The 26,504-nt window shown below is 35.8% G+C and carries 23 protein-coding genes and 1 tRNA gene; 21 read left to right on the forward strand and 3 right to left on the reverse strand.

Annotated elements, in window-relative coordinates:
- Complete coding sequence (locus tag ACLHK8_RS00280) at positions 1-1,956, forward strand: isopeptide-forming domain-containing fimbrial protein (RefSeq protein WP_434520335.1); 1,956 nt, start codon at positions 1-3, stop codon at positions 1,954-1,956.
- Positions 1,957-2,014: 58 nt separating this feature from the next.
- On the opposite strand, the gene ACLHK8_RS00285 is transcribed toward ACLHK8_RS00280, so the two are convergent.
- From ACLHK8_RS00285 to ACLHK8_RS00295, 3 genes are all read right to left on the reverse strand, one after another.
- Positions 2,015-3,613: a GW dipeptide domain-containing protein gene (locus tag ACLHK8_RS00285; RefSeq protein ID WP_323707368.1), complete on the reverse strand. Its 1,599-nt coding sequence runs from the start codon at positions 3,611-3,613 to the stop codon at positions 2,015-2,017.
- A 13-nt stretch (positions 3,614-3,626) separates the two neighbouring features.
- Positions 3,627-4,766, reverse strand: a complete 1,140-nt coding sequence (locus ACLHK8_RS00290; RefSeq protein ID WP_323708990.1) for a hypothetical protein — start codon at positions 4,764-4,766, stop codon at positions 3,627-3,629.
- Between the two features lie 86 nt (positions 4,767-4,852).
- Complete coding sequence (locus tag ACLHK8_RS00295) at positions 4,853-5,023, reverse strand: hypothetical protein (RefSeq protein WP_323707366.1); 171 nt, start codon at positions 5,021-5,023, stop codon at positions 4,853-4,855.
- A 1,186-nt stretch (positions 5,024-6,209) separates the two neighbouring features.
- On the opposite strand from ACLHK8_RS00295, the gene ACLHK8_RS00300 reads away from it, so the two are divergent.
- The 20 genes from ACLHK8_RS00300 to ACLHK8_RS00395 all read left to right on the forward strand — a co-directional run bounded on the left by ACLHK8_RS00300 (position 6,210) and on the right by ACLHK8_RS00395 (position 25,775).
- Positions 6,210-6,524, forward strand: coding sequence for a hypothetical protein (locus tag ACLHK8_RS00300; protein WP_323708989.1), 315 nt, complete (start codon positions 6,210-6,212; stop codon positions 6,522-6,524).
- A gap of 10 nt (positions 6,525-6,534) precedes the next feature.
- Positions 6,535-6,960 carry a hypothetical protein gene (locus tag ACLHK8_RS00305; RefSeq protein ID WP_323707363.1) on the forward strand — a complete coding sequence of 142 codons (426 nt, stop codon included), beginning with the start codon at positions 6,535-6,537 and terminating at the stop codon, positions 6,958-6,960.
- Positions 6,961-7,145: 185 nt separating this feature from the next.
- Complete coding sequence (locus ACLHK8_RS00310; protein ID WP_323707362.1) at positions 7,146-10,016, forward strand: VirD4-like conjugal transfer protein, CD1115 family; 2,871 nt, start codon at positions 7,146-7,148, stop codon at positions 10,014-10,016.
- A 184-nt stretch (positions 10,017-10,200) separates the two neighbouring features.
- Entirely contained in the window at positions 10,201-12,735 is a 2,535-nt protein-coding gene (locus tag ACLHK8_RS00315; protein WP_434520336.1) for a pLS20_p028 family conjugation system transmembrane protein, read from the forward strand.
- Between the two features lie 130 nt (positions 12,736-12,865).
- Positions 12,866-13,201, forward strand: coding sequence for a hypothetical protein (locus ACLHK8_RS00320; RefSeq protein ID WP_434520337.1), 336 nt, complete (start codon positions 12,866-12,868; stop codon positions 13,199-13,201).
- Complete coding sequence (locus ACLHK8_RS00325; RefSeq protein ID WP_323707359.1) at positions 13,128-13,841, forward strand: hypothetical protein; 714 nt, start codon at positions 13,128-13,130, stop codon at positions 13,839-13,841. The genes ACLHK8_RS00320 and ACLHK8_RS00325 overlap by 74 nt, the downstream gene beginning before the upstream one ends.
- Positions 13,842-13,856: 15 nt before the next feature.
- Complete coding sequence (locus ACLHK8_RS00330) at positions 13,857-15,818, forward strand: conjugal transfer protein (protein WP_323707358.1); 1,962 nt, start codon at positions 13,857-13,859, stop codon at positions 15,816-15,818.
- 15 nt (positions 15,819-15,833) lie between these two features.
- Complete coding sequence (locus tag ACLHK8_RS00335) at positions 15,834-16,067, forward strand: hypothetical protein (protein ID WP_323707357.1); 234 nt, start codon at positions 15,834-15,836, stop codon at positions 16,065-16,067.
- Between the two features lie 69 nt (positions 16,068-16,136).
- On the forward strand, positions 16,137-17,276 hold the full coding sequence (locus ACLHK8_RS00340; RefSeq protein ID WP_323707356.1) for a phage tail tip lysozyme: 1,140 nt from the start codon (positions 16,137-16,139) through the stop codon (positions 17,274-17,276).
- Positions 17,277-17,292: 16 nt separating this feature from the next.
- The gene (locus tag ACLHK8_RS00345) at positions 17,293-17,934 is read left to right on the forward strand and encodes a hypothetical protein (RefSeq protein WP_323707355.1); all 642 of its coding nucleotides are present in this window, start codon (positions 17,293-17,295) and stop codon (positions 17,932-17,934) included.
- A gap of 119 nt (positions 17,935-18,053) precedes the next feature.
- Positions 18,054-18,248, forward strand: a complete 195-nt coding sequence (locus ACLHK8_RS00350; RefSeq protein WP_323707354.1) for a hypothetical protein — start codon at positions 18,054-18,056, stop codon at positions 18,246-18,248.
- A 21-nt stretch (positions 18,249-18,269) separates the two neighbouring features.
- A complete protein-coding gene (locus ACLHK8_RS00355) occupies positions 18,270-19,085 on the forward strand; it encodes a DNA/RNA non-specific endonuclease (protein ID WP_434520338.1) in 816 nt (271 codons plus the stop codon).
- 93 nt (positions 19,086-19,178) lie between these two features.
- Complete coding sequence (locus tag ACLHK8_RS00360; RefSeq protein WP_323707352.1) at positions 19,179-19,868, forward strand: CPBP family intramembrane glutamic endopeptidase; 690 nt, start codon at positions 19,179-19,181, stop codon at positions 19,866-19,868.
- Between the two features lie 70 nt (positions 19,869-19,938).
- Positions 19,939-20,181: a hypothetical protein gene (locus ACLHK8_RS00365; RefSeq protein WP_323707351.1), complete on the forward strand. Its 243-nt coding sequence runs from the start codon at positions 19,939-19,941 to the stop codon at positions 20,179-20,181.
- Positions 20,182-20,283: 102 nt separating this feature from the next.
- Positions 20,284-20,354, forward strand: a tRNA-Cys gene (locus ACLHK8_RS00370).
- An 857-nt stretch (positions 20,355-21,211) separates the two neighbouring features.
- Positions 21,212-22,189, forward strand: a complete 978-nt coding sequence (locus tag ACLHK8_RS00375; RefSeq protein ID WP_323707350.1) for a LacI family DNA-binding transcriptional regulator — start codon at positions 21,212-21,214, stop codon at positions 22,187-22,189.
- An 82-nt stretch (positions 22,190-22,271) separates the two neighbouring features.
- Entirely contained in the window at positions 22,272-23,672 is a 1,401-nt protein-coding gene (locus ACLHK8_RS00380) for a 6-phospho-beta-glucosidase (protein WP_323707349.1), read from the forward strand.
- 398 nt (positions 23,673-24,070) lie between these two features.
- Positions 24,071-24,721 carry an ArsR/SmtB family transcription factor gene (locus ACLHK8_RS00385; protein ID WP_323707348.1) on the forward strand — a complete coding sequence of 217 codons (651 nt, stop codon included), beginning with the start codon at positions 24,071-24,073 and terminating at the stop codon, positions 24,719-24,721.
- Positions 24,722-24,973: 252 nt separating this feature from the next.
- Positions 24,974-25,621: a DsbA family oxidoreductase gene (locus tag ACLHK8_RS00390; RefSeq protein ID WP_323707347.1), complete on the forward strand. Its 648-nt coding sequence runs from the start codon at positions 24,974-24,976 to the stop codon at positions 25,619-25,621.
- 1 nt (position 25,622) lies between these two features.
- A complete protein-coding gene (locus tag ACLHK8_RS00395) occupies positions 25,623-25,775 on the forward strand; it encodes a hypothetical protein (protein WP_323708986.1) in 153 nt (50 codons plus the stop codon).
- Positions 25,776-26,504: the final 729 nt, after the last annotated feature.

Below are 26,504 nucleotides of genomic sequence, written 5' to 3' on the forward strand. Positions count from 1 at the left end.
ATGGATTTTTCTAAAAAATCAAAGTTTAAAAGCTTCTTGAAAAGGCCACTGGTGCTGTTAGCAGTTGTAGCAATGGTCGCTAGTAGTTTGGTTGGAAGCTTAGCAGCTTTTACTAATAAAGCCAGCGCAGCCTCCATTACTACTGCACCGAATGCCACAACTATTAAATCGGGTATGATGGCAGACGCAAAATATAACTTTATTGCACAATGGAATGGCTCTGGTAAAAGTACAGTTTCTGTTTTTGGTACTCCAAACAATTATGATGCTAGTGCAATGATTGCTCATTATAATGGTAAAGTGAGCTCAAATGCGACTAGTCTCAAATCGGTTAAAACGGGATTTGTACCCAAAGCATCTTTGAAGGGTAAGGCTGGTTTTACTTTTTCGAATGTTGGCTATGTTGGAACACAAAATGTAGATTTACGGGCAACCATGATGAATTATACTTTGGCAAGTGATATGGGTAGTTACAAACCAAATATCGGTGTCAAACCTAATGAAATTGGTTTTTTTGAATCAGCGCTATTAAATACAAAATGGAAATATGAAATTGTCAAACACGGTACAACAACTTCTGTGACTACAAGTGGTTTTTATACATTTAATGATCTAGACGCAGGTCAGTATATTACCTTTGATAAAGCAACTGTAGCGGGTCTGCAAAATATTTATGTGCCAACGGCAACAATCCCTACCGGTAAATATATGGGCGGGAAAAATACTAACTGGATTAGTTATAGCAAGGGAACTGATGGATCAGAAAAGTTCTACACCAACGTTCCTGTTATTACGTCGGGTGCAAATACAACTCAAGCAAATTCATCTAGCGATATGGATAAATATGCTATGTTTACGGCTACGTATAATAGTTTATCCGCCGTCACATTCACATATGGGGAACTACACAACAACAAAGATGGTTCGGCTGCTAATAAAGCTGTTAATCATGCTGTTTGGTACTTTGGCTATGCTGCTTCAAAGCCATTACCTTCTGCACCAACCCCGCCAAAGAAGTTGGTTAGTGATTCGGATCAGAAAAATGTAACGGATAATACGTTGACGTCTTCAGTAGAGCCATACACATATACTATAAGACAATTGATTAATAAAGAAATTTCAGAAAACTATTACTCAAATGCTGATTTCACTGACAATGTAGACTCACGAGTTAAAGTAACAGGTGTTAAAGTAGTACTTGCAGGTACTTCAACAGATGTTACTTCAAAGTACTTTACAAATAAAACATCTGGAAACAACGTAAAACTATCTGCTACAGCGGCTGCACTAAAGGATAGTACTTTCTATGGTAAAAATTATGATGTTCAAATTAGTGTAAAGCCTAATGGGGGGAATACGACGAAACTTGATATTCCTAATACTGGTAGTTGGAATATTAATAAGCAACCAGTAACTTCTAATAAGGTTATCACCCATATTCCCCCTAAGGTTGATACTGGCATAACCAAGACAGTTTCTACTGATAACGAGACATGGGGCAACACAGCTACAATTGATGATCTTACTAAAGATTATTTTTATAAATCTGAAGTAACGGTTGGTGATCATAATGGTTCTGATGTTGTTAGTTCAGTTGCGGTTCGTGAAAACTTTGAAAATCTTCAGAGCTATTCAAATCTTAAAGTGAGTGATAGTACTGGAACAGATATTACGGCGAATGGTACGGTTACTAAATCAACAAGTGGTAAAACAACTCAAATTACTTGGACGGCAAAAAACCCAGCAACTTTAGTTGGTAAAAAAGTTATCATGACCGTGAATGCTAATCTCAAATCGGCTACAACAAGCCAGTTAGAGGATTACATGACAAGTGGTAAGATTCAAATTCCAAATACTACTGATGCAGTTATTAACGGTACAGCTACTCCTTCGAACAAAACGGAAGTAACACCAAAACTTATTAAAGATTTTCAGGCCAAATATTTGGAAAAATAAATTTTTGGTGAATAAAAAGTCCACTTCAAACGAAGTGAACTTTTTTTGCATATAGTTTTTACTCTTGAATTATAGGGGATAGCCATCCTTTTGGAGTTCCAAAATCAACGACGGCTTCTAACCCATATTTGCTGTTGATAACGCCGACCCCAACATCTTTATAAGGATTTAGCATGATACTTGCATGATTGGGGCTAACTTTCCAGATATCAACAAAGCTTTGTGCTGTTTTGGCATTAGTTTCGCATTGGAATCCCTGGGTTAAAATTTCGGCTGTACCATCACCAGTTGACGCAAATTGAGGGTCTACTGGGTAACCACTCTGATCAATGGCTGTAAAAAACTGTGTACCATCTGGACGCGTGTGAGAATAGCCATTTTCTGTTGCAATTTCTTTAATTCGTACATTTGCGGCCTGATTGAGTTGACTATTTTCAGTAAATGACCAATACTGTTCATTTAAATCTGTGACACCCTCTTGCTTGGCTTGTGCGAAACGATAAGCATTGATGTCTTTAACAATGTCTTTTTTGATTTCAGCAATATTAACATCATCAAAATGTGGTTCTATATAACCATCATTGTCGTCACTAGAGCTGCTAGCACTTGAAGCTTTTGAGGAACTAGAACTTGTAGGCTTGCTAGAACTGCTGGCTTTTGAAGATGAACTAGAAGTTACCGGTTTGCTGGAAGTATTATTAGCATTAGTAGATGACGATCCATTCTTTGGTGGAGTGATTGTGTTACTTGTACTACTTGATTTTTTAGAACTGGATACTTTATTAGCACTGGTAGTATTGCTACTTGAGCTAGTAGTGTTCAAAGCGTTTTGGTGAATCCAACCATAGTTCTTTCCATTATAATAGACACGATAATAGTAGCCCGAAACACCGGATTTTTTAGCTTTCATATCGGTAGTGAACTTTTTTCCATGATAGCTTTCACCAAAATGGATCAAATGGTTGAGATAATTACCGCGGTTTACATGATTATAAAAATCGTTAGTTGCGTTTGTTTTGACAGTTACAGTTGGTTTACCATTAATTGCGGTATAGGTAGTTTTGCTACCCTTATAAGTTACACCGTTCTGATGAATCCAGCCCCATGTTTTACCATTATATTTAACCCGTAAATAATAACCTGAAGTACCACTTTTTTTTGCCAACTTGTTAATTTGCATGCGATGGTTGCGATAATTGTGTCCATAGTGTTTCAGGAATGATTTGTAATCACCCTGATTTACATGATTGTAGAAATTAGTTGTATTTCCATTGACTGTCACGTTCCCGGAACCATTGATATAGCTGGTATTCATACCTAGGTAACCATTCCAGATCCAACCAGTATAGCCTGCTGGGCTTTTAACATAATAATAGGTTTTGCCGCTGATCTTGGCTGACTTAATCAATGTAAATTTAGTGAAATTGTGGATGTAATGCACAGATTTCATTGTGTAGTTATTATGATTTTTTCTAATTAAACTGTACATTCGTTTATTATTGTTATGTGAACGATAATCGTTCAACACCACACGGGCAGAGTGGGCAACGTTCTTCATTCCGGTTACTTTGTGGACAGTGCTTGCTTGAGCAGCAGTTGCACCTAGAGCAATGAATGTTACTGCACCAGTGATGGCTGTGATAATTGTTTTATTCATGGTTTACTTCCTCCTAATTTAATTCAAACTGTTTATTGTTTTTGATTACGTCTTTAGCGTATTCTGAGCCACTTCCGAAACCTGAATCTTCAAAAGCAGAAGAATCAGAAAGTTTTTTAGAAATCATAATTTTACCATTACTATTCACATGGAAAGTATATTCGTCAAAGCTGTAATTGTCATCTTCGCCTTCATCGAGATTTGAATTTGATAAAAGCCCAATTGCAACGGTCGCGTGTGTTGGATGGCTTTTGATACTTAAATAATTACTTGTTTCGGTTCCAAACTTACCACTAGACTTCATATAAGTGTGTGTAATTGGTTTTATAAAGTATTGATGTGCGGTTAATTTAAAAGCTCCAGATCCTGCATAGTTGCCTTTTTGGTTAGCATATACGGTTTTATAAACTGTCGTTTCAGCAGCTTTAGTATTAGTTATCTGAGCCAAGTTTAATAAATGATTTATTTTGAGAGACTTTTTGTGAGAACCTTTGAAAATAATTCCATCTTCACTGTTTCGTAAGGATATTTTTAGATCAACAGTGTCATTATTCTTTAGATTCTTAAACTTAGAAGCTTTAATCTTAATTGCAGGTAGTCCCCTTTTGCTAACATAATATGCTGTCAAAGTTCCTTTACCATTAAATCCAATTGCTTGTACTTTTACTTGTTTGAGAATTTGATTAGTAGAAATCGTTTTTGTTTTCTCTAGTCCTTTAACTGTAACTGTTTTCTTTTCACTTTTTACTAAAGGTTTTGCATTTTTATCTTTTATATAAAGGGAAACCTTATCGCCATTTTTTAAGAGTGTTGATTTATTAAAATCGATACTGATATTTCTGTAATCCTTATCTATGGCGTCAATAGTGGAAGGGGAAACACCATTTTCATCTCCATTTTGTAAGCTAGTTATTTGTGCTTTAGACAATTTTTCTCGTTTTCCAGCTAGTTCAATAACTTCATCTCGTATTTTTCCTTTGGTATCTAAACCATTGGTAACATCTATACTTCCGTTGTCGTTGTAACCGGAAGTGGCATATTTGACGTCTGCAAGCAATGAAACAGGTTGACGAGAATGTATGAGCGCCCCACCGATTATGACAATTGCTATAACAACTGTTGCGGTAATGATTGCATGTTTATTTTTGAACATAGGTATACTCCTTCATTTTTAGTAATATTCAATAACTTCCTACAGCACCGATTATAAGCTTCACATGTTCTATTTAAAAGCAAAAATTAATACTTATGGTGTATTTGCTGAACTACTACATTGGTGTGTTGTTGTTCTTGAATAACTTTTTCACTATGTTGGATTGATGCTCCCAACATTAAAACGACGAATGTGATATTGATCAGAATTGCCAGTCCAATAAATTCTATGAATGATTTGAAATGTAAATTGTGCATAATAAATACCTCATTTCTTTATTTTTGTGATAGTTAGTTCGTAGCCCAGGGCTTTTAATACTTTAATATTTTCAAATGACCAGGTTGTTGTATATCCATCACTATAATTACTAAATTTCAAAACATTTTTTAAGTCTTCAAAATTAAAACTTTGTTGAGTTCGTTTTTTTTGTTTTTTATCCAACAAGTGTTCTGATTGATAATTAAAATTTGTGAATTCTCTTTATAGTCTCTGTAATTATCTGAGACATTAATTGTTTCTTGAAAACATGGTAATTTAATTTCTGTTCTTGATATTTTGTTCAAATCCATCACTCCTAATTTTATTTATGTATTCGCTGCTATCTGTGTTACCCGAAACTTTTTTCTCAACAACTCCTTTGGTTGAGTTTTTATTCTGTTCGGGAATGACTGAGCTGAAGTGAATCATTGGATTCAACCCCTAGTTGACTGCAAGCAAAGTGAGCTAGGAAAACTGTGGGTTGTCAAATGAGAAGCGGAAGCTTTTATGGAATGGACGACAGAAGAAAAATTTAACCAAAGTGGTTTTAGAGTTGAAAAGGGAGCTTTTGCGACCGCCAAGCAGTTGCCGAGAGCTTAGATTTATGGCTCGAAGTAACTGAAAACAGCTTGTGAGACGTCAGGGATATGCGTCGAATGAGATGCTCGAGCAGTCCGGATCGGTGGGGAAGGCACGACTGCGCACAAATAAAAAAATAAACCATACATACGTATGGTTTGTTTTTGTCCGGTAATTATTTGTTGTGTTCTGATATATAACAAACGAGTGATAAAATGATGATCAGCCCAATAATCATAGGAACCCCTCCTTTCAAAAAAACAAACAGCGAATTTATAGCTGTTCGGGAAGAATACAACTTTTCGTTGTCAAAAGTAAATGTTGGCTGACGTTAATTTATTATTTTTTGCATTTCAGCACAGAACGCAAATAAATTACTTCAATATCACAAATCCAATATAAAAAGCACGATAAAGAGTGACGAGGAAGAGATTATAAAATCGTTTTAGTATAAATACGCTTAATTAAAGTGTTGGGCCTTAAAACGAATTTTTATAACGATTAAATAAACCACATTTATTTTAGAAATTTTTCGTTAATTTTGATTGACTTATGCAAACATGTGTTCGTATAATTAAGACATTAGAGAAAGGACAGGTAGATAATATGAATGTAAATGAATTTCAGGATTACATAGAACATTATTCAAGAATAAGTGAACTTTTTTATGAGAAAGTTTTGGGTCATGAAAACGAAAAAAATGATGAGCGTGCCAAGGCTAAGAAAAAAGATGAGGCTGTGATCAAACATGACGTTGATCGAATGTACGATAAAATGGTCGACAATTTGTATGAACAAATAAAAGGTGTCTTAAAGAAAGATGCTTATAAGAAACGAGAAAATTGGATTGAATATTTCGAAAATAGTGACGCCTTATTGGATATTGAGGATTCAATGGCAGAAATGGAATTCGAAGAGTAGGAGATTAGTAATGATAATTGAACGAGTCGATGAGTCGGTAACTGAAAATTTTTTTGAACATGATTATAAAGACCGAGGCATGCTGAAATGGGGAGGCTTTTTTCTTTCTGATCATACGAGTGCTTTAAAGAAAATGAAGGCGGAGGTTGAAGAAAAATTGCTTCCTAAACAAGATCAGAAGACGGTTAGTTCATTATTGTTGTCAGCATGGAAAAGAAAACGCATAGTCCATGTGCAACTGCTAGCTCTTAGGAATGAAGAAGTGGAGTCATACACTGGTTTAGTTATGGGCCATAATGATGAAGGAGTTGTGATTCAAGAAAATAATGAAGCACAGAATAATGTGGTAGTTGAATTAGAGCTGGTACGAAATGTTCATAATTATGTAGATAATCAATCATGGAAAAACTCTTGGAAAAATGATGTAAAAAAATAGTTGTTCATTAATTTCTTTAATGTGAAATTAAAAAATTTGCTCATAAAATAATGATAGCGTTTAAAAGTACAGACTAGATCAGTTAGCTGAAATGCTAGCTGTTTTTTATGCGGCTTTCTATTTTTTTCTGTTCTCAAGCTTATTGCCTATCTTTAACACGAATATCAGAGGATAGGAGAGTTGAAATGAGGAAAGATAAAATTGGAAAAAGTGAAAACCGCGGTATTTTTGAGTTGGCTGGTCCATTCATGCTGTTGGTTTTCTTTGTCATTGGTGCTTTGTTAACATGGGTAGCTACAATGTGGACAGTTCATATGCTGCATACGATTCTACCATGGCTAGCTCCAGGTATTAAACTTGGTCATTGGATTAAGCCACCGACAACTAATGATGTATTTACGATGAAGCTTTTTCATGATACTTATTCACTTAAAAGGTATCAAACCATTTATCGTGGTATGTTGGCGATTGGTGTTGGATTGACGGCTTGGATCGACTTTCGAATTTGGCGTAAATATCATCATATTAATCATAATGAATACGGAAAAGCCTCTTTAGCAACACCACATGAAATTAAGCGTGAGTATCAGGCAATTCCAGACCGAAATAAAAGTTTCCCGGGATATGGTGGTGTACCAATTAGTCATGTGACCAATCATACTCCAGCAGGCCTAGACCTGATGGATAAAATGGATCCAAACAATATTCAAGATTTAAGTACGAAATTAATTTCAAGATTTGGCAAATTAACTACTTTGGATTTGGCTTCTAAAGGGATCCCAGGTAAATATTATATTGATCAATCAACAGTTAACAGCTTAGTTATTGGTATTACTCGATCTGGTAAAGGTGAGATGTTTGTAAATCCTTTGGCAGACATTTTATCGAGGGCTGGTAAAAAATCTTCCATGGTCGTTAATGATCCAAAAGGTGAGCTTTTTCAGATGGCATATGTGGCCTTAAGGAAACGAGATTATAATGTGCAAGTTTTAAATTTACAGGACATGAATAGTTCTATGGCCTATAATCCATTAGCGGTTGCTGTAGATTTTGCCAAACGAGGTTACTACGATAAAGCACAGCAATACATTAACTCAGTAAGTAATGCCATCTATACAAAACCGGGTCACCAAAGTGGTGGCAATGACGACTTTTGGATTAAAAGCTCAATTAGTTTATTAAATGCCTTGATTTTGGCACTGATGGATATTGCGAAGCGGAACGATTCCTGGGAAAAAGTTACCTTGAGAAATGCCCAATTGATGCTTAATGAAATGGGCGGGGATCAAGTTATGGTCAATGCGGATAACGAAATTGTTGATGATCCGCAATTAGCGACGGAACAAAAGTCTAAATTGTCTTTATACTTTGAGAACTTCCAAAAAATGCCCTATGCAGCATTTCGAAAGATGGCTTTTAATGCTTTCCAACAGTCTAACTTTGCTGGTAAAGAAACGGCTGGATCCATCTATTCATCAGCGTTGGAGGGCTTACAGATTTACCAACAGGACAATATTGCCCAATTGACTAGTATGAATTCCATTGATTTAAATACAATCGGATTTCCGCGTCAATTTAGGGTACGAATTGGTGGCAATGATCCTGAACAAAACCCTTATCTATCAAAGATTGCTAAGGTTCATGTCTTAACCAATGAGGGTAAAGAAATTGAAAGCCGACAGGTTAAAATTGATCGTCAGGGTTACGTCGTTTATCCAATTGAAAATAAATGTCCAGATGAATTTGTGGTCAAAATAACTTTTGATAACCCTAATAATCCGTCAGACATGCGTAGTGAATTTGTGACGATTGTTTGCCATAAAAAATATAAAAGACGAGGATTGTCTTCAAAACCAGTAAGAGATCAATATACAGGAAAACCAATTCTTATTGGTGTTACTCCTATAGTTCTTCATGGTAAAACACAGGTTAGAGTTGAAGTTTCTAATGTGGAATGTGAATATTCTGAACAACCAACTGCATTGTTCTTAGTTACACCACCACATAATCCGGCCTATAATGTGTTAGTTTCGTTTCTGGTTGATCAAACTTTTAATTTAAACTATGATATGGCGTTGAGCAGTGGACGTAAAACGTTTAATCGTATTCACTTCCTACTAGATGAGTTTGGTAATTTGCCGCCAATTCCAAATATGCCTACTAAAGTATCTATTGGGCTTGGACAAAATATTTTGTTTGAAATTATTGTTCAGAACTTGGAACAACTTTCTGATAATTATGGTAAAGAAGGTGCAGCTACAATTCAGTCAAATTGTGCAAATATTTTTTACATTCTGACAAACTCAACGACCACTGCGGAAATGATCAGTAAAATTGTAGGAAAACGCACAGTTAACGTGAAGAATCTTTCGGGAGATTTACAAAACTTAAATCGTGGAAATTTATCAGATCAACGAATCGGTCAGAATATTTTTGAACCCAATGAATTAATGGATTTCAAAGATGGTGAAATGCTGGTGTTAAGGGCTACTACAAGACGGGATAAGTATCATCGCCGAGTTAAACCATCACCGATTTACAATGTTTTAAGAAAATATCTAATTCCTTCACGATGGATGTTCTTAAATCATACATTTAATAGCGATATGACAATGGGTGATATTCCAGTAGAAACGCCTCATTTGGGATTGAATTTAGCGGATGTAAGCTTTGACTATAATGAAGTCTTAGAATCACAATTACAGGACATTGATGTGGATAATGCTTATGATGTAGGCACAGATGATGATGCAACGACTGCTATGAACAACGACTTAAATCGACAACCGGTGTTGTTTAATAATGATCAGTTAGATCAAAGTGCATTTATGCAAACTGTTGAGGACGCCTTTGTAGGTACACTGAGTCAAACAGATACTGATACAATAACTTTCAATCAAATTAAACAGAACATTCGAGAAGAACGTGGACGTTTCTTTACGATCTCGCCACATAATCAAATTAATTGGTTGCAGGAACAATTGGGTACTAATTATGAAAGTTTTGTGGACACTGTTAAGGATACTACACAAAAAACAATACAAAAGGACCGTTAAGTTAAAAAAATGAACTAAAAAATTTTAATTTTAACTTGGAAGAACATGCAAATGTTCTTCTATTTTTTTGCCAATTTTTAAATCATGACTACCTTAATAATGAAATTCTTTTAGAAAGGGAGCTGATCTACTGATTAATCAATTATTATTTAAATTCACATCACTACAAAGCCTGCTTGTTGCTATGCCAATAGGGTTGAAGGATGCGAACAACTCAAAAAATGCCATTCAATTCTATACGGAGTGGAACCATTATTTGAACCCAACGACCTCTATCATTGCAAAAATTATCAATTACTTATTGGGTCACTTATTGATTTTTGTATACGGTTTGGTTAGTTCAACCGAGAAAGTTTTTATGGCTACATTTAAACTGATCGGTTTAACTGACACATTTAATGATAAAGGATCAGTGGCGTATAAGTTCTTTGTTGGATTTCATGATTTAGGGCTGGTGATGGCTGGTCTTGCAATTTTGATCCTAACAATTACTAATATATTAAGAGCCAAGTCCAAGTATAAGAGCGCATTAACCAATATAATTTTGGTATTGATGGTTTCTGCTATCTTACCGTGGGGACTATCACAAATTGGTGGTGCATTAAACAAAACGGTTGCTAGTACACAGGGTGTTAGTGCAACGAAAATGAAGCAGACCCTTGCTTCACAACCAATTACTGATAATACTGTGGATTTGATCAAGCTAGCAAGAGGAGGCTTTAATGATTCGCTAACGAAAGATGGAGTACTAAAGGTCGGAAAATCAGGTGGTAGTGCTTTTAACGATCTGACTTCTAGTGGTAATTCTGAAAATTCAATTACGCATGTTGATTTTGGACAGACGATATCCAGTGCAGATACGGATATGGTTAAATCATTGAACAACTACAAAAAGGGATCAGGAGATGTTTTCACGCATGAATTGTATGCCAGCAAAATCAATTCCAAAACCGGAAAAGTTGTTAACGATGTCATTGAAATTTCCAAACATTCATTCTTATTAAAAAGTTTGAATGCTTTCGAACCAGTTTACACTCGTTACCAGGTTAATTGGATCCCGGCATTTGCACAATTACTTATTTTAGGTGTTTTGTTTCTAACCTTAGCCATGCGAATTGTCAAAAGTGTATTTGATATCACCACTATGGGAATCATTTCTCCATATGTTGGCTTAGTTAATTTACGATCATCGCGAAAATATAAAGAATTGTTGACCTCCATTGCTGGTGCTTTTGCTTCAATGGAACTAGAAATTGTGGTAATTCGCATTATGATGTTAATCATGGATTATGTACCAACAGTCATTAGTAAAGCAGGAAATTTGGGCTTAGGTGAACAAGGATTGTTAAATATTGTCGTTTATCTCGGTGCTTTTTATGGATGCTTTTCTGGTGTAGGATTCATTGAGAAATATACAGGTGTATCTCAGGGCCATGGTGATGAAGCACAACAGATTGCAGCTACTGCTGGTCTTGGCATGGCAGCAGGAGCAATGGGTAGCAGTTTGATCAGTGGTGCTAAAGGTGCCAGTCAATGGGCCACTGGTAAAGGCGGTAGTGTTACCGGTCGTGCCGGCAATGGTTCAACTGGATTACCAGGATTGATTGGTAAAGGTGCAAGTGCCATGGGTGCAGTTGGAGAAGCTGTCAGTCATCCAGTACAGTCTGCCAAGGCTGGTGTTTCGGGAATTAAAAATGGCGTTCAGAGTCGTGCACAAGGAATTGCGGATAAATTTCATAGTGGCCAAGATAGCGTAAATAGTCATTTTGATGCAGGAACTGCCGGAAGTAATGGTGTAAATGGATCTGAAGGTGCAGGAACTACAGGAAGCGATGGTAGTTCAGGTACATCTTCAAATGGCGTAAATGGCGCAGCAACCGGTTCAAATGATGGTCAAAATGGCAGTAATGGAAATACTGGTTCTACGACTAATTCGCAAAATGGTCAAAGTGGTATTAATGGCACTGACTGTGCTGGAACAAATGGAGAAAATGGGAACACTGGTATGAGTGGCACGTCTCAAGATGGTCATTCAACCAACGGGATCAATGGTATTGATGGACGATCTGGAGAAAATGGACAAGCTTCTGCGACTGGCTTAACTGGAAGTGAGTATTCCGGAACAGCTGGTAATGATGCTAATGATACAGCAGATTCCCATACAGTAGTTCAGAACAGCGATCATAATGAGAATGGTATTTCTGACACTCCATCTGGTACATCAACCACTAATGGAAAAACAGGCGGAATACCTAGTTCCAGCGATCCAAGAATAAATGGAAACAATCAACCTACTGGATCAACCAGAACAATGCCTGGCGTAAGTACACCTCAAACTAGCAGTGGTAAGAGCAACGGATTGCCTACAGGTAATAATTCTGTCCGTAAGGGGCAGGTACCAAAAGGTAATGCCTATAAGCCTAAACCTGACAGTAAAGTAAGAGGTGGTGTTACTTCAAGTAAGCATGCCACAAAACCTAGTGTTAATAAGAAACCAGAAAGTGGTATCGATAATAAAACAGCAAGACAAAATTCACAGCAAACGGAAAAGCCATTAGCTGGCCCATCCAATGCAAAACAAAGTTTTAATACAAGTGAACAGAAGTTTGCAAATGGTAAGCAACAACTTTCACAAAGTATGCAGAGAATGACACAAAGTTCCCAGAAGGATCATGTTACTGGTCGAGATTTCGAGGACTATGATGATGATCAGGGCTAAATAGTTTTAATTAGATTCTTTGACTAACAATCAAAGAATCTTTTTTTCTAAAAGTTCCGGAACTTTTATTGATTGCTTACAGTAAATATTGTATTTAAGAGTTTATCTTTAAGCGAAAAGAGGTAAAAAAATGGCTTTACAAATTAATGGAAATTATGGAATTAATCGAGGTATACGGGCTCGTACTAAGATCCTTTTTTTGAACGTTCGTGATGTGGTTGCGTTTGGGATTTGTATGTTGCCATCGATTCAGTTTGGCGGTTCCTTTCCACATTCTCAAATAGATCAAATGCTAGCGTTTTATAGTGTTAATTTTTATTTTTCGTTCTATATGGTACATCATCCATTTACTAATCCAGGCAAAAATATGTTCGAACTAATTTGGGCAAGTCTTGCAAAACGGCGAACCATTTTTAAATCAATTGATCGGTATCAAATTCGCAAGGGGGGTCAACGTCATTCTTAAAAATAAAAAGAAAGTAAATTCACCAGAAACAAGTAACGTCCGTATCGATAATATTTTCCCTTTTCTAAATTATAAGCGTTTTGATGAGAATGGTTATTTAGTATTACCCAACCGTTTTGAAAAAGGAAATTATTATGCTGATATTTTATCAGTCGAAGGTAAGAATTTGGATGCACTGAGCCATGCAGAGCGAATTGAACTGTTGACTAGTTGGGGAAATTTTAATGGTCAATTTCTAGATGATATTCAACTTATATCTTCGAAATTTCCGACCAATACAGAATTACAACAAAGTTATTGGGGAAAGAAATATGCTACGTGGCGAGATCGAGCTGCTAATACATCTGATGAATTGGAGAGAGGCCAATGTAGAATTCGCATGCATCTGTGCATGACTTATATTACACAGGAACAACAAATTGAGACGAAACTGTACAACTATGATTTTTGTATGGTGTTTTTTGCAAACTCGGTAAGTAAGCTAAAAGACCGCGTCCGTACGGCAAAAGAGTTAGGTATGAACTCAGGAAATTCAGGAGTTAATAAGGCAACTTCAGCAGTTATTCTTCATGATATGACGCAATCAGCTAAAGAAGAGGTTTTATTCAAATTAAATAATCCTAATGCAAAAATGAAGTGATTGAGGAGAGATAGCGTGAAAAAATATGATTTACCAACTCTAAATAAAAAGGATATTAGAAGATTAAATGAAAATGGATATGATTTGGGACTGATCGCCAGGACACAACCGCAAGGTAATGTAATTCCGCATGAACGGTACATCGAATACGGCGATGGGTATGCGGCAATACTTACATTATACAGTTATCCAAGCCATGATCTAAGGGACTACTGGCTACGTTACTTGATGTCTAATGACAACACTATTGGCATAGTTTCGCTGGGAACAGAAAATAAAGAGGAAATTTTACAATCATTAAAAAAATCGGTTGATGAAAAAGCTTCACAAATTTCTGATAAGAATCGAACGTCAGATAACTTAGATGCGCAAGATGATTATTTAGATGATGTTAATGTATTGCGTGAGCTTCGAACAACTAATTCTCAAATGAAGCGTCTTTACGTAAGAGTGTTGGTCTATGCCGACACAAGAGCTAAATTAGATGAACGGATTCATAAGATTAAGGAGTCTAGTGGTGAGTTTGGCATGACTGCCTTTCTGGGGGAACAGGAAGAGGAATGGCATAGCACGTTGATGCCGACCATGCAGCAGGAACATTTAAAGTTTCATCGTAAAGGAGTACCAGCTGATTTATCTACAGTTGGGGGTATGTATTATTTTGATCATACTAAATTAGAGGATGAAAAAGGCTCGTACTATGGGTTTACGTCAACTGGTGGCGCTATTAACTTTGATCTTTGGAAACGTGACAATCAGCGGACACGTTCATTTATGTTTGTGACCGGACAGCCTGGTATGGGGAAGTCAACTTTTCTTAAAATGAATACCATGGATGCTTTCGCGAGAGGTCACTATATTAGAAATTTTGATATTTCCAATGAATATGCTGGGTTAACTAATTATTTAGGTGGAGAAACGATTGATTTGGCTAGTTCCGAAAACAAAATTAACCCCTTTGAGATTTTTGCAACGGATACTGATGCTTCTGGAGAACAGGTTGATCAGATTAATTCGTTCAACAATCATATAAATAAATTAAAAACAATTTTTTCAACAATGAATGCAGCAGCAACGGCAGACGACATGTTAGTTCTTGATCAATTGTTAGTTAGTTTCTATATAGATTATTGCCATATGTGGAGTCACAATCCTGATAGGGATCGAGATAAGTTAAAAGTTACTGGGCTGCCTCATAATCAATATCCGTTACTTAGTGATTGGAATACGTATCTTGGACAAATTAAACGAGCAGCATCGCAAGAACAACGATCACCATCAGAGCGACAATCAATTGATCGCATCCGAATGACGTTCGTTACTATGCAGGAAAAAGAAGGTAACATTTTTGAAGGATTCACTAATATACCAGATTTTGAGAAAGAATCATTTGTAACATTTAATACTGGATCACTGAAAAGCCACGGACAGGCAACATATAATGCACAATTACATTCAGTTCTGAGTTTGGTGTCTTCACATATTGTTAACAACGGAAAGTATTGGCGTAAACAGGTCAGTGATGGGAATGCAACTGATGATGATGTTCAGAAATATCTTTTAAATTTGGATGAAGCCGAAGAAATTATCACCCCAAAATTTCCTGAAGGAGCCGACTTATTGGCAGCAACTATGGAGCAAATGCGGAAAAATTACTGTGGCATTGCTTTGGCAGCTCCTACAATTAAAGGAATTGTGATGAATAATAGTGATTCTGAAAAAGATACTCCCTATATGTCAGCAGTTAAGAAGATTTTTAGTTTATGTCAATTTAGAGGCTTCTTCCAATTACCAACAGAAGATATTGATTTATTGTCAACGGCACTCAAAGGTTCAATTACTAAAGAAGAGCTGGAAGCCATCACTAAACTTTCTAAACGTCATATTTTTCTAAACATTAATGGAGTTACGAATTTAACATTTGAGGTGCAAACAACAAACGATATGATCAATTTATTCGGCGGTGGACAAGGCTAAGAAATAGAGGCAATCATGAAAAGAAAACGAGTAAAGAAACATCGTTTAAAAAGAGTTGTCACTAGTCCTAGGAAAAAAATTTCTAAATTTAAGCAAGCAACTCAAGAACGGATCGCAAAAGAATCTAAATATTATGCTAATGGTGGCAAAAATGAGTCTATTGAAAGCACTGAAAAGTTGGTTTTAGTAGTTTCGTTAATCATCGTAGTATTAGGTACCGCAGCAATGCTATTAATGAACTTAATCTAATAAGTAAAGTGGTGAAAATGAATCTCAAAAAAACTTATTTGGTGGTCTGCAGGTGGGCTGTCAGTTTTTGTGGCAACTTTTTTGGTTTTTATTATGTTAATTGCAGCTATAGTAGGGGCTATTCAAAGTCCCCCTAAAACCTGTAGTACAAATGAAGAAAGTAATATTAATGTAACTACTAGTAAAGATATGACGAAAAATGCAAAAAGTATTTATTCTTTTATGCGCTCCAAAGGTGCAACACCACAAGCGGCCTCGGGTATATTGGGTGTTTGGCAATTTGAATCTGGTCTAAGCACAACCGCGCATAACCCAAGTGGAGCGACCGGCTTGGCTCAATGGTTAGGTGGACGATTTACTGCGCTTCAGTCATACGCGAGCAGTCACGGTGGTAAAACATCTGATTTAAATATGCAACTAGGTTATTTTTGGAAAGAGGCTAATTCTGGGTATTATAAAGGTGCAGGAGTTATCAAAGATTTAAAAATAACTGATGTTCACAAAGCCACTTATCGGTTCCTGATGGATTATGAGGGTATGTCACAGAATCCTGAACAATGGTATCTAACGAATAATGGATCTGGAGGACCTGGGAGATATCAAATGGCTGATGCATGGTATGGAAAGCTTGGAGCTGATGATAAAGTGTCTGGATCCATCATTGCTGATACCAGTGATGATTTTAGTAGTAATTCAGGATGTTCCTCAGACGACACAGATAGCATTGGAGGAACTTGGGGCTGGCCATTTAAAGGACATGGAAGTTTTGGGAGTGAACAGGATTTTGGCGCCTCCGCTTCTCGTCAAGGTAATTTCCATGATGGGCTCGACTTTGGCACTGCCAGCTGGCCTGGATCTAATGTTATGGCAGTTCATGCTGGAAAAGTGATTTTTGCTGGTGATCCAGGAACTGTTGGAATTGACAACAGTTTTCCTAACGGTTTAGGAAAATCCGTTGTGGTTACCAAAGATGGCAATATGGAGATTGTTTATCAGGAGTTCAATACTTCAACTGGTGGTATCAAAGTTCATAAGGGTGACACTGTTAAAACAGGTCAAGTGATAGGAACACGAAATACCGATCATCTTCACCTGGGTATCACAAAGAAAATGGGTTGGCAACAAGCTGAGGGACATGCTTTTAAGAATGATGGCACTTGGTTGGATCCTCAAAAGCTAATTACTGAAGGTATGAAGAAAAATAAGTAGCAAAGGAAGCTGAAAATTGAGACGCGATAATGAAAAATATAAAACGCAACGAAATTGGTTGATAGTGTTGGTGCTATTTCTTTCGGTGGGTTTAATTGGTTGGATAATGTATTCTGGACAGCAACTTAATCAAGTAACACATCGAACACGTGAGCAAATTGCTTATGCAAACGCACAAGTAAAGAAAGAACAAAAAAACGAATCTCAAATCAAACAACAGGCTGATCTGAGGGTGGCAACAGCGGAAAATAACAATAGTAACCCAGAAACAGATAGCAACAAACAATTGAATCAGCTATCTAATGACGTTTTTAAAACATTTTATACTTTTACTCCAAGAACATATGTTAACCGTGGTAATAAATTGAAGGGGAAATTGTCTGAATTGTTGTTAAAGAAAATGTTCCCATCTAACATAAAAAAATATGCAGGGACAATAACTGCTAAATTAACAGACTTACAAGTGTTCCCACATATTGTACAAGGATCTACGGATAAGACAGCTGTTGTTCTAGTCAAATATCAAAGCAAGTACAATACTCAAGATGAGATGAAATCTCATCAACATTTATTTAGAATTCATTTTGATAGTAAAAAAAATCAAATTGATGAGATTACTGATTTAGGAGATTTACAACAAGGATCGCAAGGATTTTAAAAAATCTATGGCAAAACAGGTCTTGACAGATAACGAAATTGCAAATATGATTTTTTATAGCTGTTCATTTTAAAATGAAATGTAACAGCTATTTTTGTATACGAGGAGAGAAATGGTGAATGGCATATAGAGTAAAAGATGTACGTAACAATAGATTCGTTTGGACATATTTAGATTTAGTTGAAGTCGATGCTCCGGAAAAAGAAGCAAGTAAGTTTAATTCTTACGATGAAGCACAAGACTATGTTGCAATGGCAAATATCATTACAAAGAAGTCTAATAAAGGGCATTCATTCATTGTTGAAACTATTTAGATTAAAAATTGGAGAAGAATTTTGAAAAAGAGAAGAACTAGTTGGCTAGCTACCCTAGTAATTATTATTGCTGCCTTGTTGGGAGCAAATCGGCAACAAATTGGACAGTATATTGATCAATTCAACAGTAGACCAGCAAGCGAGCAGCAAAAGACAATCAATACCAGTACGCAAAGTGTGAAGGACAGTAATTTGCGTCAATTAACATTTAAGAGTGGGTTTTCTTCGTATATAAATGTTAATCAGGGCAAAAGCATTTTGGATGTTGCTAATTGGAGGTCTAACAAGATAGACTATGGTGATTTGGATCGTTTCAACAGAACAACTACTGTCACTGGATATTTAGAGCATCGTAATTTAGTTCGATCCAGTACACGAACTGGCCAGGATTGGCGACCAACCGGCTGGCATCAAAAGGCAGTAACGATGAACGGCAGAAAAATTGAGATTCTTAATCGTGGACATCTATTGGCGTATTCAATCACTGGGAAATTCAATAAAAACGGTCAATACGATGTTAGTGAATTAGGATCACTAGATAATCCGAAAAATTTAGCAACACAAACGGAATTTAGTAACCAAAAAACAATGCAAATTTTTGAAGAAAAGGTTCGCGATGCTTTGGAAGCTAACAAAAAAGTAATTTACCAAGTATCAACAGTTTTCAAAGGTACTGATTTAATGCCCATTGGTTATCATTTACAGGCGTTGTCTACAGACAAAGCGCTTAACTTTAATGTGTTTGTATGGAATGTAGAACCAGGAGTTAAATTTGACTATAGTACGGGGCGTTCCCGGATTGATCGTTCAATGAAAGTAACTGAGCAGAATAAGTAATTGGAAAATGATGGAAGCGAATGCTTTCTATTTTTTTTGTGTTCTTTTTTTATAAAGCATGATTATGATATTCAGCAAGGGAGGTTGAGCAGCTTGAGTAGTAAGGCTAAAGAAATAAAAAGTTGGTTAAAAAAGCATCCTAATCGAACCACTACCAGTGCCTATTTGATGATGTTTGTTTTACCCATAATTTTTCAAAAGATAATAAATGAAGTTATCGTATGGTATCTATTGGTGCCAATTTTTATATTAACGTTTGATCTTTGGATTAGAAAGTTTCAATTTAAATGGTCAAACATATGGCGAAAAGTTCGAAAATTCTCATATATTAGAGCAACAATTTACGCCATAGTTTTGTATTTCATCAACATTGGAGTTATATATGGTGAAACGTTTTTTTCAGGAGTAAGACTAAATTCTAAAAATACTGTTTCGTTGATGAATACGGTGGGACATGTTCCATTGGTTTTATTGTATATTTTAATAATTGCGCCAATTATTGAGGAATTTACTTTTAGAGAATCCCTTTTTAGTGGTTTGAAAAATAGGCTTGAAGATTTAGATTATCGACCCTTTACTTCAAGAAAATTCGTGATCGCAATATCTGCTTGGGTAGTAGCTCTGACGTTTGCGCTGGTTCATAATGACGTTTATTTAATTAGTTACGAGATTGTGAGTTTGTGGCTTCAATTCATTTACTGTCATGAGAAGAAAATAAGTTATGCAATTTTTGCACATATTGGTAGTAATTTAATTTCGTTTTTAATTCTTTTATTAGCCTAAAACGCCTTTATACCAGTATTTAGTGGTACAATAAGGGTATAAAGAATGAAATTGAAAGAATTATATTCTTATGATTAGTGGAATTATAGTTGGTATTCTGATATTAGGATTTTTTGGTTGGCTTGCTTTGTTTTTCGTGACGCCTATTTTGAAGTTTGCTGTTCCAATTGCTTTCATAATTGGAATTATTTTTTTAATAAAAGTTGCGCTGGCATTATGGATATTTTGGGTACCAATTGTAGTAGGTTTGATTATTTTTCATGAAGTACGCTCAAAATCAAAAAAAGTAAGTAAACCAGGTATAAACAACTAAAAGAAGGTTGTGATAGGTAACCTTTGACCAAACCACACCTTTACAAAAGGCAGTTGCTGTGATAATCTGTTAAACGTTGGTAATTTTGCAATTTACAGCAATGGCGGTATAGCCAAGTGGTAAGGCAGAGGTCTGCAAAACCTTCATCACCGGTTCAAATCCGGTTACCGCCTTAAAAACATATTTAAGAAGATTTAAGAAAAACGATCGCTTCTCGGTAACATGAGAGATTGGTCGTTTTTGTTTTATAAATAAAAAAAGAGGCCTTTCGGTCTCTGGTCTTTAGCATGAGAATTACCAATTTTGTTATAAAATGTCAAAAAACGTTAAGATGTGTGAACGCCTTGTGTACGCCAATCCCCCAGAAAAAGCGTTATACAGGCATTCTTTGAATTACAAAACTCCACCGACGAGCTTCCCATACTAAAATAAACGCAAGGAATGTTGCGCAACTAGAAATATTTCTTTCCGTAAATACATTTATTTTTTTGGCGGGATGAAGTGCTTCATAATTGTTAGACAAACTTTCTAAGGAGTAGGGAAGACCAAGATGATTTAATTTCTCGAAAGGGGTTAATTAATAGTACGTTTCTTCTTCTCTTAATTTTTGCTGAATATGTATGTTAAGTGAACTTGCAGGTTAAAAAAGTACCTTTTGAAAATCTTTTATATTTTGTTCTTAAAAAATAAATGGCGTCATACTAGGGATTAGGGAACGTGGTTCGATCCCCGCAACTCCATTATATATTATACGTGTCAATAGTCTTCTGAATGCCGTTTTCATTATTAGGCAATACTTTTTATTTTTTGTTAATTTCTGCTAATGGAATAATTGGAGATTATCTAAACGAGGTTCGGACCAGTGCGTGTATATCGAGGACATTAATTTTAAATACTTTTAAAACAAAAGCTGTTTGAAATTCTTCAGAGTTAAAGTATGATTTAATTAGTTTGATGGATCACCTTTATTCGAATAAGAGGTGAGTACGTAGGGGATTTTAAAACGATAATTATTTAGGAAAGGGAAAAAATGACAACTATATATGATATTGCAAAATTAGCAGGAACTTCTAAATCAACAGTTTCTCGGGTGGTAAGCGGCAATGGTTATGTAAGTAAAGAAAAAAGAGAAAACGTTTTAAAAGCAATGCATAATTTGAATTATATACCGAATCAAACTGCAAGAAATTTAAGCCAGCAGAAGTCAAATACATTAGGTTTTTTAGTGAGTGATTATTTTCCGCTTATTGGTGAATTTACAAGTGTATTTATACAAGTTGCGCGCAGAAAAGGGTATAACGTAAATCTTTACTATACACAGGATAAACAAGGAGAACGAAATGCGCTAGATTTAATGGCAACTAAAGTACTTGATGGGATTTTTTTAATGACTAGAAATAATTCTTGGTCAGTTATTGAGTCTTATAAAGCCTTCGGTCCACTTGCGACATGGCATCGAGTAACATTACCTGGTGTTTATTCTGCCTACGTTGACCATTATCCGATCTATACAATGATATTGAAGCGATTAACTAAACACGGATATCAACGTATTGGACACGTTTTTTCAAGCTTACGTGACGCGAATACACAGGCTCGTCTTCAAGCATTAAAAGATTTTTCCAGAGATTGCCCAAGGGTTGAAGTAAAATGGCAAAAGCACTTTAAAAAGCAAGCAATGGCAGGCGAGATTGCTGCACAGCAATGGTTGCAGGCAAAACAACCTCCACAAGCTGTTATTTGTTACTCAGATTACGTGGCGGCAGAATTTATTGCAACCTTACGTGATGCTGGTAAAAAGGTACCTGAGGATTGTTTAGTTATTGGTACTGATAATAGTCAGATTGCAAAATTAGTAGGTTTTCCGACTGTTGATTTGTGTTTTCGTGAGCAAGCTCAGAATAGTTTTAACTATTTGTACAATCAATTGCATAATGAAAAATTACCGATCACAAGATTAAATCCACAGTGGGTAGACTGGGGTAGGTTTTCAGATTTAAAAAAATGAATTGAAAACGCTTGACATGGGAACGTTCCCATCAATTAAAATGCATTTGTATTAAAAAATAAAAGTAATTGGGGGAATTAGTATGTCACGCGGAGCGTTAAAAATGGTTACAATTGGTGGAGGTTCTAGTTATACACCAGAATTAATTGAAGGTTATATAAAACGAAAGAAACAACTACCAATTAAAGAAATTTGGTTAGTCGACATTCCGGACGGGGAAAAGAAACTGGCTATTACTGGAGCAATGGCCAAAAGAATGGTGAAATCTGCCGGATTGGATTGGGAGGTGCACACAACACTTAATAGAAGTGCGGCACTAAAAAATGCCGATTTTGTATCTACTCAATTTCGAGTTGGGCTCTTGGAGGCTCGTGTTAAGGATGAGCGGATTCCCGGCAGCTATGGATTTCTGGGACAAGAAACTAATGGTGCAGGTGGTATTTTTAAAGCTTTTCGTACGGTCCCCGTTATTTTGGATATCGTAAAAGATATGAAGAAGTTATGTCCAAATGCATGGTTGATTAATTTTACAAATCCAAGTGGTATGATTACAGAGGCAATTCGGACGTGGGGAAAATGGGATCGAGTTATTGGTTTGTGTAATGTTCCAGTGATGGCGATGATGAATGAACCTGCAACGATTGGAAAGAGGTTAGATGAATTAACTTATAAATTTGCGGGTATTGATCATTTTCATTGGCATCGTGTTTGGGATAATACTGGTCGTGAAGTCACAATGGATATCATTAACAAAATTTATGATGGATCTGACGTTGGGTTACCAAAGAATATTTTTGATGTAAAGTTTTTCCGGGAACAGTTACAGCAAATGAAAATGATTCCATGTGGTTATCATCGTTATTATTATCGCGAACAGGAAATGTTAAGTCATAGTTTAGAAGAATTCAACGATATTGGCACACGAGCACAGCAGGTTATGCAAATTGAACATGAGTTGTTTGCACTATACCAAGATACAAATTTGGATCATAAGCCAAAACAGTTAGCTGAACGTGGTGGTGCGCATTACTCTGATGCTGCCTGTGAAGCAATCGCGTCGATTTATAACGACAAACGAACGCATATGGTTGTTTCAACAATGAATAATGGCTCTATTCCTGATTTACCGGATGATCACGTGGTAGAAGTTTCTGCTAGAGTTGGAGCAACGGGGGCTATTCCGTTGGCGTTCGGTCCTTTACAGCCAGCAGAACGTGGTTGGTTACAGCTAATGAAAAACATGGAATTGGTTATCGATGAAGCAGCTGTTACTGGTGATTACGGGTTAGCGCTTCAGGCATTTATTATGAATCCGCTTATCCCAAGTGGACAAAAATCGAAAAATCTATTAGATGAAATGTTAGTTGCAAACAAGCGGTATTTACCACAGTTTTCAAATAAAATTGCTGAGCTTGAAAGTGCAGGAGTTAAAGTTCAGGATCAGATAGCGGCAACTATTGATGAACATATTGGCCAAATCTAATCAGGTAATATGAACCGGATAAAAGGTTTTTTTTGAGGATTTGAAATTTTCAAGTCCTTTTTTTATTGCTTATAACCTGATTTAAGTTAGCATTTTAATTGTGTGCAATAAAATCCACTCGCTATGAGAGTGAAAAAATTCAACTCACTAAAGAATGTGATATAGATTTAGTAGGTATCGAAAGCAACATCGTAAAAGGACTAAACAATTCTTCTGAATTTTATGGAATGATTGAAAGAAAAAGTGTTTTAAGGATGTTTGGTCAAAATACAAATTTATATTTTGATATTTTTGTTTAAGGGAATGCAATGTCTTGAATATAGTTTTGAATTGACAAATATAAGCAAATCTATTAAACTATTCAATAAAATTGTTGAATTATAGTAAGGAGTACAACTATGGATAAGGAAGCACAAAATTACAAAAATCAGTTGTATAGTGAATTGGCTCGTCTTGGAAAAGGGATATCCAGTGATAAACGGTTGGAAATCCTAGATCTCTTGACACAATCGTCTAAATCTGTCGATAGTATTTCAAAAGAGGCTGGCATAAGTGTTGCTAATACTTCGCGTCACTTACAAGTATTAAAGGGAAGTCACCTTGTAAAGACGGTAAAAGACGGCAACCGAGTTATTTACAGCTTAACCTCAAAAAAAATCGGCAAGCTAATTCATTTGCTAGTTAAAATTGGTGAGGAGGAACTTTCTGAAATGAGGGCCATTGAACAACAAGCTGACCACGAAAAAGGGGTCAAAATAATTTCGTTAGAGCAAGCGTTTAGCTGGCGGAGAAATAGTGTTTTGTTGGATGTGCGCCCGGTTGATGAATATGAGGCGGGCCACGTGGATGGGTCCATAAATATTCCCTTAAGCGAACTTGAAAATAATTATGATAAGTTGCCTAAGGGAAAACGAATTATTGTATATTGTCGGGGAAGACTTTGCGTTAATTCTAACCAAGCTACACGTAGTTTAAATGAGCACGGTTTTGATGCTTCCAGTTTAAATAGTAGCTATCAAGAGTGGAGAGAACTAAGTTATGCCAGATAAATTTAAATTGAGTAGCGTAAGGCTTAAGAATTGACAAAATTCCAAGCTGTGGTAATATTCAACTGTTCAATTAAATAGTTGAATAGTGATCAGCAAAGATATATCTAAAAGATATATCTATAGTATAATTTTATTTGTTTCACTAAAATGAAATTAAAAATGCTAAGAATTTTTGTTGATTAAAATTCCTTAGAGTTGATTGAACAATTGAGCTATAGAACCGTGCTTGGGAGTAGAGAGGAGATAAATATTATGGAAATCAAGTATTGGTCTGACATTGCTTGTCCTTTTTGTTATATTGGTTCGAATAGAATGAAGCGGGCAATGAAAGAAATTGGTATTTACGATAGTACTCAGTTAAAGTTTAAGTCCTTTGAATTGGATCCGAATGCACCAAAAGCAACAAATGATGGGTATATTAAGCATTTTACACATGGCGATAAGACGCTAGAGTCCCAGGCAAAAGAGCAAATGAACTATATTGAATCAATGGCTAAAGGTGATAATTTACCAATGAGAATCAATAGCGTTATTCCAACCAATACGGTTGACGCTCACCGATTAATTAAGTTAGCAGAAAGTAAGAATAATTCAAAGCTAGTTGAACGAGTTATTAGTAAGTTTTATAAGGTATACTTTAGTGAAGGAAAGTCTATCGCTGATCATAGTGTTTTGCTTAATGCTAGTATTGAAGCTGGGCTTGAGCAAAAAGATGTAAAAAGTGTTTTAAATACGGATAAATATCATCAAGATGTGATTAATGATGAGATGGAAGCTCAACAATCAGGAATTCACGCAGCCCCATTTTTTGTGATTAATAATAAATATGCGATTAGTGGAGCTCAACCTTATGAAACTTTTATTAAGGCACTTAAACAGGTTCAAGTAGAGGAGAAATAAAATGGAAAAAAAAGATTTTATTACGATTGAAGCATTCGGTAGTCAGAGTGACGCCGGCGTGTGCGGTCCCGATGGCTGTAGTATTGTGGAACATAAAAAAAAGGACAAAATTAAAAAAAATGATACAGAGAAGAAAGAGCATCAAACTAGATAGTTAGTGTAATAGCTGGTTCAAAATAAAAATCTAAAATCGGTTTTGTTTTCTTGAATTAGAAGAATGCTTAAGATTAAAGATGTGGAGTATTTGTAATGGTGTGAATTTATAGTTGTACATTATTTCTAGTTGGACAGTACCTATGAATACATCGTCATTTTACTAAATATGAAATGCTTTATCCGTTTTATACTCATTACATCCTGTTCTATGAGTATAAAACGGATTTTTTAGATGAAATTAGGTCAAATTGGTTAACCTGATGAATCAATATATATTTGAATTGAAGTGTTAGTTAAATGATATTTAATGTATGCAGGCTGATAGAAACACCGCTCAAAAATATTTCGATATGTGTTTTATGCTCATGATTAAATGTTAATTCGTTTCAGTTGAGTTTGGGAAATCAGTGCTATACGTTTTTTTGAAAGATACTTCCTTAAGTTTCTTACTTATCTGAAACGATTGTGTGCGAACGGTCATTCGTATGGTTACAAAGAAAAAATAAATTTTATGAAAGTGCTTGTTTGGATCACCTGCTGGTGTCTTGCTACGGTCTTTTGGTTGCTTTGATGATTCTAAAATTTGCTGTACCAATTGCTTGTGTTGTTGGAATTATTATTTTAATTAAATTTACGCTGGCGTTATGGATATTCTGGATTTAGATTGCAATTGGTTTGGCTGTATTTCATGGGCTGTGGTCTAGAAAACAAGCAAAACAGACATAAA

Origin of the sequence: Pediococcus sp. M21F004 (genome assembly GCF_051122535.1) — a bacterium.
Lineage (GTDB): Bacteria > Bacillota > Bacilli > Lactobacillales > Lactobacillaceae > Pediococcus > Pediococcus inopinatus.

Coding starts and splice junctions, on each gene's coding strand:
- ACLHK8_RS00295 (WP_323707366.1), bottom strand. CDS start 5,023: ATGCACAATTTACATTTCAAATCATTCATAGAATTTATTGGACTGGCA.
- ACLHK8_RS00365 (WP_323707351.1), top strand. CDS start 19,939: ATGATTAGTGGAATTATAGTTGGTATTCTGATATTAGGATTTTTTGGT.
- ACLHK8_RS00315 (WP_434520336.1), top strand. CDS start 10,201: ATGCCAATAGGGTTGAAGGATGCGAACAACTCAAAAAATGCCATTCAA.
- ACLHK8_RS00395 (WP_323708986.1), top strand. CDS start 25,623: ATGGAAAAAAAAGATTTTATTACGATTGAAGCATTCGGTAGTCAGAGT.
- ACLHK8_RS00300 (WP_323708989.1), top strand. CDS start 6,210: ATGAATGTAAATGAATTTCAGGATTACATAGAACATTATTCAAGAATA.
- ACLHK8_RS00290 (WP_323708990.1), bottom strand. CDS start 4,766: ATGTTCAAAAATAAACATGCAATCATTACCGCAACAGTTGTTATAGCA.
- ACLHK8_RS00350 (WP_323707354.1), top strand. CDS start 18,054: ATGGCATATAGAGTAAAAGATGTACGTAACAATAGATTCGTTTGGACA.
- ACLHK8_RS00390 (WP_323707347.1), top strand. CDS start 24,974: ATGGAAATCAAGTATTGGTCTGACATTGCTTGTCCTTTTTGTTATATT.
- ACLHK8_RS00385 (WP_323707348.1), top strand. CDS start 24,071: ATGGATAAGGAAGCACAAAATTACAAAAATCAGTTGTATAGTGAATTG.
- ACLHK8_RS00375 (WP_323707350.1), top strand. CDS start 21,212: ATGACAACTATATATGATATTGCAAAATTAGCAGGAACTTCTAAATCA.
- ACLHK8_RS00310 (WP_323707362.1), top strand. CDS start 7,146: ATGAGGAAAGATAAAATTGGAAAAAGTGAAAACCGCGGTATTTTTGAG.
- ACLHK8_RS00280 (WP_434520335.1), top strand. CDS start 1: ATGGATTTTTCTAAAAAATCAAAGTTTAAAAGCTTCTTGAAAAGGCCA.
- ACLHK8_RS00285 (WP_323707368.1), bottom strand. CDS start 3,613: ATGAATAAAACAATTATCACAGCCATCACTGGTGCAGTAACATTCATT.
- ACLHK8_RS00305 (WP_323707363.1), top strand. CDS start 6,535: ATGATAATTGAACGAGTCGATGAGTCGGTAACTGAAAATTTTTTTGAA.
- ACLHK8_RS00320 (WP_434520337.1), top strand. CDS start 12,866: ATGGCTTTACAAATTAATGGAAATTATGGAATTAATCGAGGTATACGG.
- ACLHK8_RS00380 (WP_323707349.1), top strand. CDS start 22,272: ATGTCACGCGGAGCGTTAAAAATGGTTACAATTGGTGGAGGTTCTAGT.
- ACLHK8_RS00335 (WP_323707357.1), top strand. CDS start 15,834: ATGAAAAGAAAACGAGTAAAGAAACATCGTTTAAAAAGAGTTGTCACT.